The following is a 14,259-nucleotide window of genomic DNA, read 5'->3' on the forward strand; positions in this document are numbered from 1 at the left end:
TTACCAAACGATGCGTTGGCGAAAAAAACCGGATTTGTATCTGGCGCTGATCCGCTGGGACCGCCCGGCCGGCTGGCTGTTGCTGCTGTGGCCGACGCTGAGTGCCCTGTGGGTGGCCGCAGGCGGCTTTCCGGGCTGGCATTTGCTCAGCGTTTTTGTGATCGGCACGATTTTGATGCGCAGCGCGGGCTGCTGCGTCAACGACGTGGCCGACCGTGACTTTGACAAACACGTCAAGCGCACGGCAGGGCGGCCGGTGACCACTGGCGCCGTCTCGGTGAAAGAGGCGCTGGCCTTGGGCGCTGTGCTGGCGCTAATTGCTTTTGCGCTGGTACTCACCACCAACGCCATTACGGTGGGTCTGTCGGCTGCTGCGCTGGCTGTCACGCTGGCATACCCTTATGCCAAGCGCTATGTGTCGATGCCGCAGGCGGTGCTGGGCATTGCCTTCGGCATGGGGATTCCGATGGCCTTTGCCGCCGTGCGCGGCGACTTGCCGCCGCTGGCTTGGCTGCTGATGTTGGGCAACCTGTTCTGGGTGCTGGCCTACGACACCGAGTACGCCATGGTGGACCGGGATGATGACCTGCGACTGGGCATCAAGACTTCGGCCATCACATTGGGCACGTGGGATGTGCCGTTGGTCATGCTGTTTTATTTGGCATTTATCAGCATATGGACGCTGGCGCTGAGGGACTATGTGCAGGGCGTGCTTTTTTATATCGGCCTTGCTGTGGCGCTGGCCCAGGTGGCGTGGCATTTCACCCTGATCCGGTCACGCACCCGCGACGGCTGCTTCAAGGCTTTTCGGCTCAACCACTGGCTGGGTTTTGCTGTCTTTGCCGGCATTGCTGTCAGCTATGCCGTGCAATAAATAAATCAGGCCGCACCGAACTCATCGCCGAGCTCCCTGGCGCGTTCGCGGGCGGCGTAAATGGCGTCGATGAACAAGGCGCGCACGTCGTTGTCTTCCATGCTGGAAATCGCTGCGAAGGTGGTGCCACCCTTGGAGGTGACGCGCTGGCGCAGCACTTGTGGCGAATCGCCCGAAGTTTTGGCCAAAGCGCTGGCACCCGTGAAAGTGGCTACGGCCAATTGGTGCACTTGTTCGCGGCTCAGGCCCATCTCGGTGCCCGCCATGATCATGGCTTCCATAAAATAAAACACGTAGGCCGGTCCGGAGCCGGACAAGGCGGTGACCACGTCGAGCTGGTCTTCGACCTCCATCCAGAGGGACTCGCCGGTGGTCGCGATGACCTGTTCAACGAAGGCTTTGTCGTTGGCTGTGACGCTGGCGCGGGCAAACAGGCCGGTGATGCCCTGGCCAATCAGCGCCGGGGTGTTGGGCATAGCGCGCACCACGCGCTCGGTGCCAAGCCAGGCGGCGATGCTGTCGCTACGGATGCCGGCCGCCACGCTCAAGTGCAAGCCGCCCAGGACGTGCGGGGCTGCGGCCAGCGCCGCCTCCTTGAAGGTTTGCGGTTTGACGGCCCACACCAGCAACGGGGCATCCAGCAGAAAGTCACCCGCTTGCGGGTGGGCGGTGATGCCAAAGCTGGCCTGCAGCTTGTCGCGCGCCTCGGCTAAAGGCTCGACCACGTCAATCAGTTCTGTGGGGAGTCCCTGTTTGATCAAGCCACTGACAATGGCGCTGGTCATGTTGCCGCCGCCGATGAATGCGATTCGTTTGCTCATGAATGGTGTGCAGAGGTAAATCCGCGCTAGGTTTGTAAAGGCTGCAAGTCTAATCAAAAGTCAGGACGGGTCGATTTCAACGATCGATTGGCAGCACGGTTTGCCGCACAGCATGTTTTCCCAGCGCGCCATCGCCTCTGCGGCGTGCTGGGCTGCCACAGCGGGCTCGAAACGGCGCTCGACTTGCCACAGGCTGCCAAGTTCTTCTGTGTTCTGGCACACCCCGGCCAAGTAAGCCGCGCCGATTGCTGTGGTTTCAATCATCGCTGGCAGTACCTCCGGAATGCCAAGCAAATTAGCCTGAAACTGCATCAGCAGGTCGTTCACACAGGCGCCACCGTCCACTCGCCACTCCTTGACTGCTGTAAAGTTGTTGCGCGAGGCATTGCCGGCATCCGTGGCATGCACCCGCAACCGGGTTGCCGGTCGTGTTGGGTGAGTTCTTGTTGTGCTTGCACACCAACTGAACCTGGGCGTTGAACACGATGCGGCGTGAGCCCAAGGTACCCTGGTCCAGAGCGAGCAGATAGGTCATGGAAGTATCCTGAAGTGGCGAATAATGGGACGGTTTGTATCCAAGATGAATATCGCATGGTCACTTTACCCAAAGCACTTGCAACCCGGCGTTCCGAATTGATCACCCGTCTGGCGGAACCGTGGCACTACGACATCGCCATTGTGGGCGGTGGCGCGACAGGTTTGGGTGTGGCTCTGGATGCCGCTGCGAGGGGCTTGCGCGTGGTTTTGGTTGAATCGCATGATTTTGCCAAGGGCACCTCGTCCCGATCGACCAAGTTGGTGCATGGCGGCGTGCGTTATTTGGCACAGGGCAATATTTCTTTGGTGCGGGAAGCCCTGAATGAGCGCTCGCTGTTGTTGAATAACGCGCCATATCTAGCGCAGCCGCTGCAGTTTGTGATGCCCACCTATCGCTGGTGGGAGGTGGGGTTCTACGGCGCCGGACTGAAAATGTACGACTTGCTGGCGGGGCGCGCCGGCTTGGGGAAAACCGAGCTTTTGGGATGCAAGGAAACCCTGGCGTATTTGCCTGCGCTGCGTGCTCAGGGACTGCAAGGGGCGGTGAAATATTGGGATGGTCAATTCAATGATGCGCGTCTGGCCATTGTGCTGGCGCGCACGGCGGCCAGTTATGGGGCGCTTTTGGTCAACTATTGTCGAGCCACCGGACTGACCTATGACAACGGCAAAGTCTCCGGTTTGGCGTGCGAAGATCAACTGACTGGAAAGGGGTATCAGCTCCCAAGCCCGTGCGTCGTCAATGCCACCGGCGTTTGGGTGGATGAATTGCGACACAAGGACGGATTGGCTGTGCCTGGTGACCACGGCCGCGCCACGCAGCCCATCGTGGCGTCCAGCCAGGGGGTGCATATAGTGGTGGAGCGTGACTTTCTGGGTGCCGACGTGGCAATGATGGTGCCCAGAACGGCCGACGGGCGCGTGCTGTTTGCAGTGCCCTGGCTGGGAAAAGTCATCCTTGGAACCACCGACACACCGCGCCACGATCTGGCCCGTGAGCCTATCGCCTTCAAGGAAGAAATCGAATTTATTTTGAGCGAATCCGCCAAATACCTGCGTCGCGCGCCCACGCTGGCCGATGTCAAAAGCATTTGGGTGGGACTACGCCCCCTGGTCAAACCGCAGCAGGATGAGGGCGGCAGCACCAAGGGACTGAGCCGGGAACACACGATTTTGATCAGTCGCAGTGGGATGGTGACCGTCACAGGCGGCAAGTGGACGACATATCGGGCTATGGCTGCGGATGTGCTTGATAAATGTATCGAGCACCAACTGATTGCACCGACTCAGGAGAGCACCACAAAAACCCTGCGTTTGTTGGGTAGTGGCGCCGAGTCAGCTTCGGCCGCTGTGAGGCCGCTAACTGGGGCGCCCGGATGGCACTCCTATGGCACTGAACAGGCATTCATCAAAACATTGCCAGGAGCCGCAGAGGCGTTGTGCGCCGGATTGACCGTTGCCATGGTGCGCTTTGCCGCACGTTATGAATATGCATTGACAGTGGAAGATGTGTTGGCCAGGCGATCACGCCTGCTGTTTCTGGATGCGCGTCTTGCCATTGAGCTTGCAGCACGAGTGGGTGAAGTACTGCGTGAAGAAACCCAAAAAGATCCAAAAGTTCAAGAATTCCGATCGTTGGCAGCCAATTATTTGCTGCAATCCTGAAAAAGTTTTGACAGACCCCTGTTTTTAGTGCATAATTCAGGGCTTCGCTTTACACCGAAGTGTCTGCCCCAACCTAACAACATGAGTGGTTCATGTTGCGTGCGCCGGGCCCAAGACTGACCGAAATCAAATTTGCATTGTGCGGGTTTGATTTTGGTGCAAGTTGGGAATTAAACAAATGATCCAAACCGAATCTCGACTCGAAGTCGCCGATAACACTGGCGCAAAGTCCGTTCTGTGCATCAAGGTGCTGGGCGGATCCAAACGTCGCTACGCTAGCGTGGGCGACATCATCAAAGTCAGTATCAAAGAAGCTGCGCCTCGTGGTCGTGTCAAAAAAGGCGATGTCTATAGCGCTGTGGTGGTTCGTACTGCCAAGGGCATTCGCCGCAGTGATGGCTCATTGGTCAAATTTGATGGCAATGCAGCCGTGCTGCTCAATGCCAAGCTTGAGCCTATTGGCACCCGTATCTTTGGACCAGTCACGCGCGAGCTGCGCACTGAAAAGTTCATGAAGATCGTGTCTTTGGCCCCTGAAGTTTTGTAAGGACATCACATGAACAAGATTCGCAAAGGCGACGATGTCATCGTGCTCACTGGGCGCGATAAAGGTAAACGTGGCAAGGTCACGTTGCGCAAGGATGATTCTCACCTGGTGGTTGAGGGCGTCAATATCGTCAAGAAACATGCCAAACCCAATCCGATGAAGGGTGAGGCTGGCGGCATCGTTGAAAAAACCATGGCCATTCACCAGTCCAATGTTGCTATTTTTAATGTAGCAAGCGGCAAGGCTGATCGCGTGGGCATCAAATTGCAGGCTGACGGCAAGCGCGTTCGCGTTTACAAGTCCAGCGGCGAAGAAATCAAGGTGGCATGAAAATGGCTCGTTTGCAACAACTCTATCGTGAAAAGCTGGCGCCCGAATTGATGGCCAAATTCGGCTACAAATCGCCCATGCAAGTGCCGCGCCTGACCAAGATCACTCTGAACATGGGTGTGAGCGAAGCCGTGGCAGATAAAAAAGTGATGGACCACGCCGTGGGTGATTTGACCAAAATCGCAGGTCAAAAACCTGTGGTGACCATGTCGAAGAAAGCCATTGCTGGATTCAAGATTCGCGAGAATCAAGCCATTGGTTGTATGGTGACATTGCGCGGAGCCCAGATGTATGAGTTTCTGGACCGCTTTGTCACGGTAGCTCTGCCGCGCGTTCGTGACTTTCGCGGTATTTCGGGCCGTTCGTTCGATGGCCGCGGTAACTACAACATTGGCGTCAAAGAGCAAATTATTTTCCCTGAAATTGAGTACGACAAGGTCGATGCCTTGCGCGGTCTCAACATCAGCATCACAACAACGGCCAAGAGTGATGACGAGTGCAAAGCTCTTCTCGCCGGTTTCCGTTTTCCCTTCAAGAACTGAGGTGATCTGTGGCTAAGATGGCTTTAATCCAACGCGAGCTCAAACGCGACAAACTGGTTGCCAAGTACGCAAAAAAACATGCGGAATTGAAGGCGATTTCTACGGATGCCAAGCGCACGGACGAAGAGCGCGCGGCGGCTCGTTTGGGCCTGCAGATGTTACCTCGTAACGCAAACCCCACCCGTCAGCGCAACCGTTGTGCTATCACGGGTCGTCCACGTGGTACGTTCCAGCACTTCGGCTTGGCGCGTGCAAAGATTCGCGAAATGGCTTTTGCCGGTGAAATACCTGGCATCGTCAAAGCTAGCTGGTAATCGGCAGGAGAAATAGATATGAGCATGAGTGACCCGATCGCCGACCTGCTGACACGCATTCGAAATGCGCAAATGGTTGCAAAAACATCTGTTCGTGTACCTTCATCCAAAGTGAAAGTCGCGATTGCCCAAGTCCTGAAAGACGAAGGCTACATCGATGGATTCAAAGTCAATCCGGCAGATGGTAAACCTGAGCTTGAGATAGCTCTGAAATATTACGCTGGCCGTCCGGTGATTGAGCGCATCGAGCGCGTCAGTCGTCCTGGCCTGCGCGTGTACCGTGGCAGCGATGCCATTCCACAAGTTCAAAACGGCCTGGGTGTGGCAATTGTCACAACACCCCAGGGTGTCATGACTGATCGCAAGGCGCGTGCTACCGGTGTCGGTGGCGAAGTGCTTTGCTACGTCGCCTAAAGCGTGACATTGAGAGGAAATACAAGATGTCCCGTATTGCGAAAATGCCCGTCTCTATTCCATCTGGCGTAGATGTGACGGTGGGTGAACAAAATCTGAGTGTCAAGGGTGCTGGCGGCTTGCTGTCGCTCACTCAAAATGCCCTGGTCAAAGTATCCAGCGAATCTGGCAAGTTGAGTTTTTCAGCGGTCAACGAATCGCGTGAAGCCGACGCCATGGCTGGCACGATGCGCCAGTTGGTCAGCAACATGGTGATTGGTGTTACCAAGGGTTTCGAGAAAAAATTGACCTTGATTGGCGTTGGTTACAAAGCGCAAGCAACCGGCAACAAGCTTAATTTGACGGTGGGTTATTCGCATCCCGTCAACATGGACATGCCGGTAGGCATCTCTGTTGCTACGCCCACGCCGACAGAAGTTGTGATCAAGGGCGCTGACCGTCAGCGCGTTGGTCAGGTAGCGGCTGAAATCCGTGCAGTCCGTCCGCCCGAGCCTTACAAAGGCAAGGGCATTCGGTATGCCGACGAAAAAGTCGCGATCAAAGAAACCAAGAAGAAATAAGGATCTGCACCATGTTGAGCAAAAAAGAGCAGCGTCTTCGCAGAGCCCGTCAAACCCGTATTCGCATCGCTCTCCAGGGCGTCGCGCGGTTGACGGTGAATCGCACCAATCTGCACATTTACGCCAGTGTTATTTCTGGCGATGGCAGCAAGGTGTTGGCCACAGCATCCACGGTGGAAGCCGAAGTGCGTCAATCATTGGGCGGGTCTGGTAAAGGTGGCAATGTTGCTGCTGCCCAGGTTATCGGCAAGCGTTTGGCTGAAAAGGCAAAAGCTGTAGGTGTTGAAAAAGTGGCGTTTGATCGTTCCGGGTTTGCGTACCATGGCCGTGTCAAAGCGCTGGCTGATGCAGCACGTGAAGCTGGCTTGCAGTTCTAAGCAGATCGGAAACTAATAATGGCTAAAGTACAAGCAAAAATGCAAGGTAAGGCTGAAGGGCCTGAGGATGGTCTGCGCGAGAAGATGATCGCGATCAACCGGGTCACGAAAGTGGTCAAGGGTGGTCGTATCCTCGGATTCGCAGCATTGACCGTGGTCGGTGACGGCGACGGCACAGTGGGCATGGGCAAGGGAAAGTCGAAAGAAGTTCCTGCAGCTGTGCAAAAAGCCATGGAAGAAGCGCGTCGCAACATGACCAAGGTCTCGCTCAAAAATGGTTCCATTCACCACAAGGTGATGGGTCACCATGGTGCGGCTTCCGTCATGATGGCGCCCGCTCCCAAAGGTACCGGCATCATTGCTGGCGGCCCGATGCGTGCAGTTTTCGAAGTCATCGGAATCACCGATATCGTGGCCAAGAGCCATGGCTCCTCGAATCCTTACAACATGGTTCGTGCTACGTTGGATGCGTTATCGCACGCCACAACGCCTTCAGTGGTTGCCGCCAAGCGTGGAAAAACCATCGAAGAAATTTTTGCCTGATTGGAGTCTTCAAAATGACAACGCAAAATAAAGTGACAGTGCAACTCGTGCGTAGCCCCATCGGTTGTGCAGAGTCGCATCGCGCCACCGTTCGCGGTTTGGGTTTACGCAAGATTCGCAGCACCAGCGAGCTGGTGGACACCCCTGAAGTCCGCGGCATGATCAACAAGATCAGCTACCTGGTCAAAGTGCTCTAAGAGGTAAATGATGGAACTCAATGGCATCAAGCCGGCTGACGGCGCAAAACATTACAAACGCCGCGTTGGTCGCGGCATCGGCTCAGGGCTTGGCAAAACGGCGGGTCGTGGCCACAAAGGTCAAAAATCACGCGCTGGCGGTTACCACAAGGTTGGTTTCGAAGGCGGTCAGATGCCCATGCAGCGGCGTTTGCCCAAGCGCGGCTTCAAGTCGGCGTTGTTGAAGTTCAATGCAGAAGTGACTTTGTCCGCGCTCAACCAGCTTGATGCGTCAGACATTGACTTGCTCGTTTTGAAACAGGCTGGCTTGGTCGGTGAACTGGCCAAAGTGGTCAAGGTCATCAAGACTGGCGAAGTAAGCAAAGCATTCAAGTTGAATGGCATCGGTGCCACCGTCGCGGCCAAGGCAGCCATTGAAGCGGCTGGCGGCAGCGTTGCTTAATTCAGATTCAGGACTGGTGTAAGTGGCTACTAGCTCGGCTCTTTCGGCAAAAACAGACAAGTATGGCGACTTGCGTCGTCGGCTCGTCTTTTTGTTGCTCGCTCTCGTGGTGTACCGTGTGGGAGCGCATATTCCTGTGCCCGGCATAGACCCGGTTCAGCTGCAGCAGTTTTTCAAAGGCCAGCAAGGCGGTATTCTCGGCATGTTCAACATGTTTTCCGGCGGCGCCTTGTCCAGATTCACCATATTTGCCCTGGGGATCATGCCGTATATCTCGGCTTCGATCATCATGCAATTGATGGGTTATGTGTTGCCGGCATTTGAGCAGCTTAAAAAGGAAGGCGAGGCCGGTCGGCGCAAAATCACGCAGTACACACGCTATGGCACACTGGGCCTGGCTTTGTTCCAGTCTCTTGGGATCGCTGTGGCATTGGAAAGTTCTGCTGGTCTGGTGATTGCGCCAGGATTCGGTTTCCGCATGACTGCCGTGGTCACGCTGACTGCGGGTACCTTGTTTTTGATGTGGCTGGGTGAACAAATTACCGAACGCGGACTGGGTAACGGTATTTCGATTCTGATTTTTGCCGGTATTGCAGCTGGTTTACCCAATGCCATCGGTGGTCTGCTGGAACTGGTCCGCACGGGCGCCATGAGCATCATTATTTCTTTGCTCATTGTGCTGCTGGTCGGCTTGGTGACTTATTTTGTCGTGTTTGTCGAACGTGGTCAGCGCAAGATTCTGGTGAATTACGCCAGGCGCCAAGTGGGTAATAAAGTGTATGGTGGGCAATCGTCGCATCTGCCGCTCAAGCTGAATATGGCGGGTGTGATTCCTCCGATTTTCGCTTCGTCAATCATCCTGTTGCCGGCAACTGTCGTTGGTTGGTTCAGCGCTGGCGATTCGATGCGCTGGCTGAAAGATATTGCGGGTTCCCTGACGCCGGGTCAGCCGATCTACGTCATGTTATACGCCGCGGCCATTATTTTCTTTTGCTTTTTCTACACGGCGTTGGTATTCAATAGCCGCGAGACGGCTGATAATCTAAAGAAGAGTGGCGCCTTTGTTCCAGGTATTCGCCCCGGCGACAACACCGCCAAATACATCGACAAGATTCTGCTGCGCTTGACATTCATCGGTGCCATTTACATCACTTTGGTTTGTTTGTTGCCAGAGTTCCTGATTCTCAAATACAACGTGCCTTTCTATTTTGGTGGCACATCACTGCTGATTATTGTGGTGGTGACCATGGACTTCATGGCCCAGGTACAAAATTATCTGATGTCGCAGCAGTATGAATCTTTGCTGAAAAAAGCTAACTTTAAGGCGACTTGAGGTTAAGAATATGGCAAAAGACGACGTTATTCAGATGCAGGGCGAGATTGTTGAAAATCTTCCCAATGCAACCTTCAGGGTCAAACTTGAAAATGGTCATATTGTTCTAGGTCACATTTCCGGAAAAATGCGCATGCATTACATCAGGATCTTGCCAGGGGATAAAGTGACGGTAGAGCTTACACCGTACGATTTGAGCCGGGCACGCATTGTGTTTCGTGCCAAGTAGTTTCAATTGTTAAGAATTGTTTAGGAGAATGCAATGAAAGTTTCGGCTTCGGTAAAGAAAATTTGCCGCAACTGCAAAATTATTCGACGCAAAGGCGTTGTTCGTGTGATCTGTACAGATCCACGACACAAACAGCGTCAGGGTTAATTGCAAGAGTTATAGAGGACCAAAATGGCACGTATCGCTGGTATTAATATTCCGCCACAAAAGCATTCCGAAATCGGCTTAACCGCTATTTTCGGCATTGGACGTAGTCGCGCTCGCAAGATTTGTGAGTCATGCGGCATCGACTACTCCAAAAAGATCAAAGATCTGACCGATTCTGATCTTGAAAAAGTGCGTGATGAAGTCGCCAAATTCACCATCGAAGGTGATTTGCGCCGTGAAACCACCATGAACATCAAGCGTTTGATGGACATTGGCTGCTATCGTGGCTTTCGCCATCGTCGTGGGTTGCCCTTGCGCGGTCAGCGCACGCGTACCAATGCGCGTACGCGTAAAGGCCCTCGCAAAGCTGCGCAATCACTCAAGAAATAACAGGCACTGAAAGAACATTATGGCCAAAGCACCCGCCAATAACGCAGCTCAGCGCGTACGTAAAAAAGTTCGCAAGAACGTGGCAGACGGTATTGCGCACGTTCATGCCTCTTTTAACAACACCATCATCACGATCACGGATCGTCAGGGCAATTCACTTGCCTGGGCATCCTCTGGTGGTCAGGGTTTCAAAGGCTCTCGCAAGTCCACTCCTTTTGCTGCTCAGGTGGCGTCGGAAGTGGCTGGTCGCACTGCGATTGAACAGGGCATCAAGAATCTTGATGTCGAAATCAAGGGCCCCGGTCCAGGTCGCGAGTCTTCGGTTCGTGCCTTGGCTGCTCTGGGCATCCGCATCAATATGATCGCCGATGTGACACCTGTACCGCACAACGGTTGCAGGCCGCAAAAGCGCCGTCGTATTTAATTCATAAACCAAGCCCACCGCCAATGTGTTCGCACATTGGCTCCCGCTTTTTTTGAGCGGTAGCTGATCAAAAGGAAATTCAAGTGGCACGTTTTTTAGGCCCCAAGGGCAAACTCTCCCGCCGTGAAGGCACCGACCTGTTTCTCAAGAGCGCACGTCGTTCCATCGGAGACAAGGTTAAATTCGATTCCAAGCCGGGTCAGCATGGCCGCACTTCGGGTGCGCGTACCTCTGATTTTGGCATTCAATTGCGCGAAAAACAAAAAGTCAAGCGCATGTACGGCATTCTTGAAAAACAGTTTCGCCGTTATTTTGAAGAAGCTGATCGTCGCAAGGGCAACACTGGCGCCAACTTGTTGACCCTGCTTGAAACGCGTCTCGACAACGTGGTCTACCGTATGGGCTTCGGCTCGACCCGCGCTGAATCACGTCAGTTGGTTTCACATAAAGCCATTCTGGTGAATGCCAAGTCGGTCAATATTCCATCCTACTTGGTCAAGGTCGGTGACATTGTTTCTGTTCGCGAAAAATCCAGCAAGCAAAATCGTATCGTTGAGGCCTTGCAACTGGCGCAACAGGTTGGCATGCCTGCTTGGGTTGAAGTCAACGCTGAAAAGGCTGAGGGTGTTTTCAAATCGGTCCCGGATCGTGATCAATTTGCCGCAGATGTGAACGAATCGCTGATTGTCGAGTTGTATTCACGTTAAGTGTCATCAGCCTATGTTTTGGCAACCGATGGTGTATTGCTCGTCAGTTGCATCGTAAGCCTTTTCCGGTGTCATTTGCCGGGGGTACTCAGAGGATTTATACATGCAAAATATATTACTAAAACCTAAGGCTATCAATGTTGAGCAGTTATCTACCAACAGGGCTAAAGTTGTATTAGAACCTTTCGAACGAGGTTACGGCCACACCTTGGGTAATGCATTGCGCCGCGTGTTGCTTTCGTCAATGCCCGGTTATGCACCGACCGAGGTGACCATTGCCGGAGTGCTTCATGAATACTCTTCGATCGAAGGGGTTCATGAGGACGTCGTCAATATTCTGCTCAACCTCAAAGGTATCGTTTTCAAGTTGTACAACCGTGACGAAGTCACCTTGAGCTTGCGCAAGGATACCGAGGGCGTGGTGAGCGCTGGCGATATCCAGACCCCGCATGATGTTGAAATCATCAACCCTGATCATGTGATTGCCAATTTGGCGCACGGCGGCAAACTTGACGTCCAGATCAAGGTGGAGCGTGGTCGTGGTTATGTACCTGGAACCTTGCGCCGGCACCTGGATGACACCACAAAGTCGATCGGCCGGATTGTTCTGGATGCTTCCTTTTCACCAGTCAAGCGTGTTAGCTACACGGTGGAGAGTGCACGGGTCGAGCAGCGTACCGACCTGGACAAGTTGATTCTCGATATCGAGACCAACGGCGCCCTTTCTGCTGAGGATGCGGTACGTGCTTCTGCCAAGATTCTGATTGAACAGATGGCAGTTTTCGCTCAGCTCGAAGGTGGCGATGTTGATTCCATCATTGCGTCGCCGGTTCGTGGTGGAAGTTCCAATTTCGATCCCGTGCTGTTGCGCCCGGTAGATGAACTTGAGTTGACGGTGCGCTCTGCGAACTGTCTGAAAGCTGAAAATATTTATTACATCGGCGATCTGATTCAACGCACCGAAAACGAGTTGTTGAAGACGCCAAATCTGGGCAGAAAATCCCTCAATGAAATCAAGGAAGTTCTGGCTTCCCGTGGCTTGACTTTAGGTATGAAACTGGAAAGTTGGCCACCTGTTTCTCTCGAAAAAAAATAATCTCACAAATTATCAATGTGACATGAACAGTACCTGATACGGCTGTTTTAATTAAATAAAGGAATCCACTATGCGTCACGGCCTTGGTCTTCGTAAATTAAATCGCACTTCTTCCCATCGTTTGGCGATGTTGCGTAACATGATGAATTCGCTGATTGAGCACGAGGTTATCAAAACCACCGTGCCAAAAGCCAAAGAATTGCGTCGCGTGGTTGAACCCATGATTACCTTGGCCAAGACGGCAACGCTGGCCAACCGTCGTCTGGCCTTTGACCGTCTGCGTGATCGCGACTCGGTTGTCAAATTGTTCAATGTGCTGGGTCCCCGTTTCAACGCCCGTCCAGGCGGTTACACCCGCATCCTGAAAATGGGTTTCCGCGTCGGTGACAACGCGCCGATGTGTCTCGTTGAACTGGTTGATCGGGGTCCTGAAACTGTTGCTCCAGAAGCTGAAACAGCCGCCTGATCGGCTACAATACACACATACCGCGCGATGGAGCAGTCTGGTAGCTCGTTGGGCTCATAACCCAAAGGTCGGAGGTTCAAATCCTTCTCGCGCAACCAGTTATAGCGTCTAAAAAGGTCTACTTGTGTAGGCCTTTTTTTTGTCCAATTGATGCGTTGAAGTAAATACTGCGGTTACACGGTGTCAATTAAGGCAAAATGAACTTGCAGAAAGAGCTGTCGTAAATTGTCGAACTGGCTATTTCATTCGTGTACCCCCTGTTTTTTTCGCTGTTGATCAAGCCTCCATGACAAACTATCCACTGACTGAATTGCCTGATGTATCGGCCAATGGCGCGCCGCGTTGCGCTGAAGTCGTTCGTCAGACCGCAGAAACAAAAATCACCGTGCGCGTCAACCTGGACGGCACCGGTCAGTCGCACCTGCATACCGGCATTGGTTTTTTTGATCACATGCTCGATCAAATTGCCCGCCACGGTCTGATCGACCTCGACATCGATGCCGACGGTGATCTGCACATCGACGGCCACCACACCGTTGAAGATGTCGGCATCACGCTCGGGCAAGCCGTTTACAAGGCGGTGGGAGATAAAAAGGGCATTCGCCGCTATGGCCATGCCTATGTGCCGCTGGATGAGGCCTTGAGCCGGGTGGTGATCGATTTTTCGGGTCGTCCCGGCTTGGTGATGGACGTGCCTTTCACCAGCACCATGATCGGCAACTTCGACAGTCAATTGATGCATGAATTCTTCCAGGGATTCGTCAATCACGCGCTGGTGACGCTGCACATCGATAATCTGAAAGGCGTCAACGCCCACCACCAGGCCGAAACGGTGTTCAAGGCCTTTGCCCGTGCCCTGCGCGCGGCGCTGGAGCTTGATCCGCGCGCCCTTGGCAGCGTTCCTTCCACCAAAGGTTCGCTCTAGTTCCAAGAAAAATAGGGCTCTGACATTTGCCTATCGTGCTTAAGTAGCAATGAATTCAATCGTCAATCCTGGTACCGGCAAAGTGGTTGCGGTGGTCGATTACGGCATGGGCAATTTGCGCTCTGTCTCGCAAGCAGTCCAAGCGGCGGCTGTGGGCACTGGCTTTGAAGTCGTGATCACCCAAGACCCCGATGTGGTGCGTGCTGCCCAACGCATTGTGCTGCCGGGCCAGGGCGCCATGCCGGATTGCATGCGCGAGCTGCGCGAATCGGGCTTGCAACAGTCGGTGCTGGATGCCGCTGCCAGCAAACCCTTGTTTTGCGTCTGTGTGGTCATGCAAATGCTGTTGGACCACAGCGCGGAGGGGAATACGCCAGGT

General features: G+C 53.9%; 22 protein-coding genes, 1 tRNA gene and 2 pseudogenes. 23 read left to right on the forward strand and 2 right to left on the reverse strand.

Features of this window, described 5'->3' with window-relative positions:
• Positions 1 to 10: 10 nt before the first annotated feature.
• Positions 11 to 874, forward strand: a complete 864-nt coding sequence (ubiA, locus tag PHF15_RS12435) for a 4-hydroxybenzoate octaprenyltransferase (RefSeq protein ID WP_300121510.1) — start codon at positions 11 to 13, stop codon at positions 872 to 874.
• 5 nt (positions 875 to 879) lie between these two features.
• On the opposite strand, the gene proC is transcribed toward ubiA, so the two are convergent.
• Both proC and PHF15_RS12445 read right to left on the reverse strand, forming a co-directional pair.
• Positions 880 to 1,695, reverse strand: coding sequence for a pyrroline-5-carboxylate reductase (gene proC / locus PHF15_RS12440; RefSeq protein ID WP_300121512.1), 816 nt, complete (start codon positions 1,693 to 1,695; stop codon positions 880 to 882).
• Positions 1,696 to 1,771: 76 nt separating this feature from the next.
• A pseudogene (locus tag PHF15_RS12445) lies at positions 1,772 to 2,055 on the reverse strand (FGGY-family carbohydrate kinase); the annotation flags it as partial.
• Positions 2,056 to 2,286: 231 nt separating this feature from the next.
• Here PHF15_RS12445 and PHF15_RS12450 point away from each other — a divergent pair.
• From PHF15_RS12450 to hisH, 22 genes and pseudogenes are all read left to right on the forward strand, one after another.
• Positions 2,287 to 3,897 (forward strand): glycerol-3-phosphate dehydrogenase/oxidase, encoded by a 1,611-nt coding sequence (locus PHF15_RS12450; protein WP_300121513.1) that lies wholly within the window; start codon positions 2,287 to 2,289, stop codon positions 3,895 to 3,897.
• Between the two features lie 178 nt (positions 3,898 to 4,075).
• Entirely contained in the window at positions 4,076 to 4,444 is a 369-nt protein-coding gene (gene rplN / locus PHF15_RS12455) for a 50S ribosomal protein L14 (RefSeq protein WP_075585457.1), read from the forward strand.
• A gap of 9 nt (positions 4,445 to 4,453) precedes the next feature.
• Complete coding sequence (rplX, locus tag PHF15_RS12460) at positions 4,454 to 4,774, forward strand: 50S ribosomal protein L24 (RefSeq protein WP_300121515.1); 321 nt, start codon at positions 4,454 to 4,456, stop codon at positions 4,772 to 4,774.
• A 2-nt stretch (positions 4,775 to 4,776) separates the two neighbouring features.
• Positions 4,777 to 5,316, forward strand: a complete 540-nt coding sequence (gene rplE, locus PHF15_RS12465) for a 50S ribosomal protein L5 (RefSeq protein WP_300121517.1) — start codon at positions 4,777 to 4,779, stop codon at positions 5,314 to 5,316.
• Positions 5,317 to 5,324: 8 nt separating this feature from the next.
• Positions 5,325 to 5,630, forward strand: a complete 306-nt coding sequence (gene rpsN, locus PHF15_RS12470) for a 30S ribosomal protein S14 (RefSeq protein WP_300121519.1) — start codon at positions 5,325 to 5,327, stop codon at positions 5,628 to 5,630.
• Between the two features lie 18 nt (positions 5,631 to 5,648).
• A complete protein-coding gene (gene rpsH, locus PHF15_RS12475) occupies positions 5,649 to 6,044 on the forward strand; it encodes a 30S ribosomal protein S8 (RefSeq protein ID WP_300121521.1) in 396 nt (131 codons plus the stop codon).
• Positions 6,045 to 6,070: 26 nt separating this feature from the next.
• Positions 6,071 to 6,604 carry a 50S ribosomal protein L6 gene (gene rplF, locus PHF15_RS12480; protein WP_300121522.1) on the forward strand — a complete coding sequence of 178 codons (534 nt, stop codon included), beginning with the start codon at positions 6,071 to 6,073 and terminating at the stop codon, positions 6,602 to 6,604.
• Positions 6,605 to 6,615: 11 nt separating this feature from the next.
• Positions 6,616 to 6,981 (forward strand): 50S ribosomal protein L18, encoded by a 366-nt coding sequence (gene rplR / locus PHF15_RS12485; RefSeq protein ID WP_300121524.1) that lies wholly within the window; start codon positions 6,616 to 6,618, stop codon positions 6,979 to 6,981.
• 18 nt (positions 6,982 to 6,999) lie between these two features.
• On the forward strand, positions 7,000 to 7,524 hold the full coding sequence (gene rpsE, locus PHF15_RS12490) for a 30S ribosomal protein S5 (protein WP_300121525.1): 525 nt from the start codon (positions 7,000 to 7,002) through the stop codon (positions 7,522 to 7,524).
• A gap of 14 nt (positions 7,525 to 7,538) precedes the next feature.
• The gene (rpmD, locus tag PHF15_RS12495) at positions 7,539 to 7,721 is read left to right on the forward strand and encodes a 50S ribosomal protein L30 (protein ID WP_300121527.1); all 183 of its coding nucleotides are present in this window, start codon (positions 7,539 to 7,541) and stop codon (positions 7,719 to 7,721) included.
• Positions 7,722 to 7,731: 10 nt separating this feature from the next.
• On the forward strand, positions 7,732 to 8,163 hold the full coding sequence (gene rplO / locus PHF15_RS12500; protein WP_300121547.1) for a 50S ribosomal protein L15: 432 nt from the start codon (positions 7,732 to 7,734) through the stop codon (positions 8,161 to 8,163).
• Between the two features lie 22 nt (positions 8,164 to 8,185).
• The gene (secY, locus tag PHF15_RS12505) at positions 8,186 to 9,496 is read left to right on the forward strand and encodes a preprotein translocase subunit SecY (RefSeq protein WP_300121528.1); all 1,311 of its coding nucleotides are present in this window, start codon (positions 8,186 to 8,188) and stop codon (positions 9,494 to 9,496) included.
• Between the two features lie 10 nt (positions 9,497 to 9,506).
• On the forward strand, positions 9,507 to 9,725 hold the full coding sequence (gene infA / locus PHF15_RS12510; RefSeq protein WP_223907181.1) for a translation initiation factor IF-1: 219 nt from the start codon (positions 9,507 to 9,509) through the stop codon (positions 9,723 to 9,725).
• Positions 9,726 to 9,758: 33 nt separating this feature from the next.
• Positions 9,759 to 9,872, forward strand: a complete 114-nt coding sequence (gene rpmJ / locus PHF15_RS12515) for a 50S ribosomal protein L36 (RefSeq protein ID WP_012348927.1) — start codon at positions 9,759 to 9,761, stop codon at positions 9,870 to 9,872.
• 24 nt (positions 9,873 to 9,896) lie between these two features.
• Positions 9,897 to 10,262: a 30S ribosomal protein S13 gene (gene rpsM / locus PHF15_RS12520; protein WP_296494776.1), complete on the forward strand. Its 366-nt coding sequence runs from the start codon at positions 9,897 to 9,899 to the stop codon at positions 10,260 to 10,262.
• Between the two features lie 19 nt (positions 10,263 to 10,281).
• Positions 10,282 to 10,686 carry a 30S ribosomal protein S11 gene (rpsK, locus tag PHF15_RS12525; RefSeq protein ID WP_296494774.1) on the forward strand — a complete coding sequence of 135 codons (405 nt, stop codon included), beginning with the start codon at positions 10,282 to 10,284 and terminating at the stop codon, positions 10,684 to 10,686.
• Positions 10,687 to 10,769: 83 nt separating this feature from the next.
• Positions 10,770 to 11,393 (forward strand): 30S ribosomal protein S4, encoded by a 624-nt coding sequence (rpsD, locus tag PHF15_RS12530; protein WP_300121529.1) that lies wholly within the window; start codon positions 10,770 to 10,772, stop codon positions 11,391 to 11,393.
• A gap of 103 nt (positions 11,394 to 11,496) precedes the next feature.
• Positions 11,497 to 12,489, forward strand: coding sequence for a DNA-directed RNA polymerase subunit alpha (gene rpoA, locus PHF15_RS12535; RefSeq protein ID WP_300121530.1), 993 nt, complete (start codon positions 11,497 to 11,499; stop codon positions 12,487 to 12,489).
• Between the two features lie 70 nt (positions 12,490 to 12,559).
• Positions 12,560 to 12,955: a 50S ribosomal protein L17 gene (gene rplQ / locus PHF15_RS12540; RefSeq protein ID WP_300121532.1), complete on the forward strand. Its 396-nt coding sequence runs from the start codon at positions 12,560 to 12,562 to the stop codon at positions 12,953 to 12,955.
• 21 nt (positions 12,956 to 12,976) lie between these two features.
• A tRNA-Met gene (locus tag PHF15_RS12545) sits at positions 12,977 to 13,053 on the forward strand.
• 188 nt (positions 13,054 to 13,241) lie between these two features.
• Positions 13,242 to 13,880, forward strand: a complete 639-nt coding sequence (gene hisB, locus PHF15_RS12550) for an imidazoleglycerol-phosphate dehydratase HisB (RefSeq protein ID WP_300121534.1) — start codon at positions 13,242 to 13,244, stop codon at positions 13,878 to 13,880.
• A 49-nt stretch (positions 13,881 to 13,929) separates the two neighbouring features.
• Positions 13,930 to 14,259, forward strand: a pseudogene (hisH, locus tag PHF15_RS12555) (imidazole glycerol phosphate synthase subunit HisH); the annotation flags it as partial.

The organism is Rhodoferax sp. (assembly GCF_028689295.1).
Lineage (GTDB): Bacteria > Pseudomonadota > Gammaproteobacteria > Burkholderiales > Burkholderiaceae_C > Rhodoferax.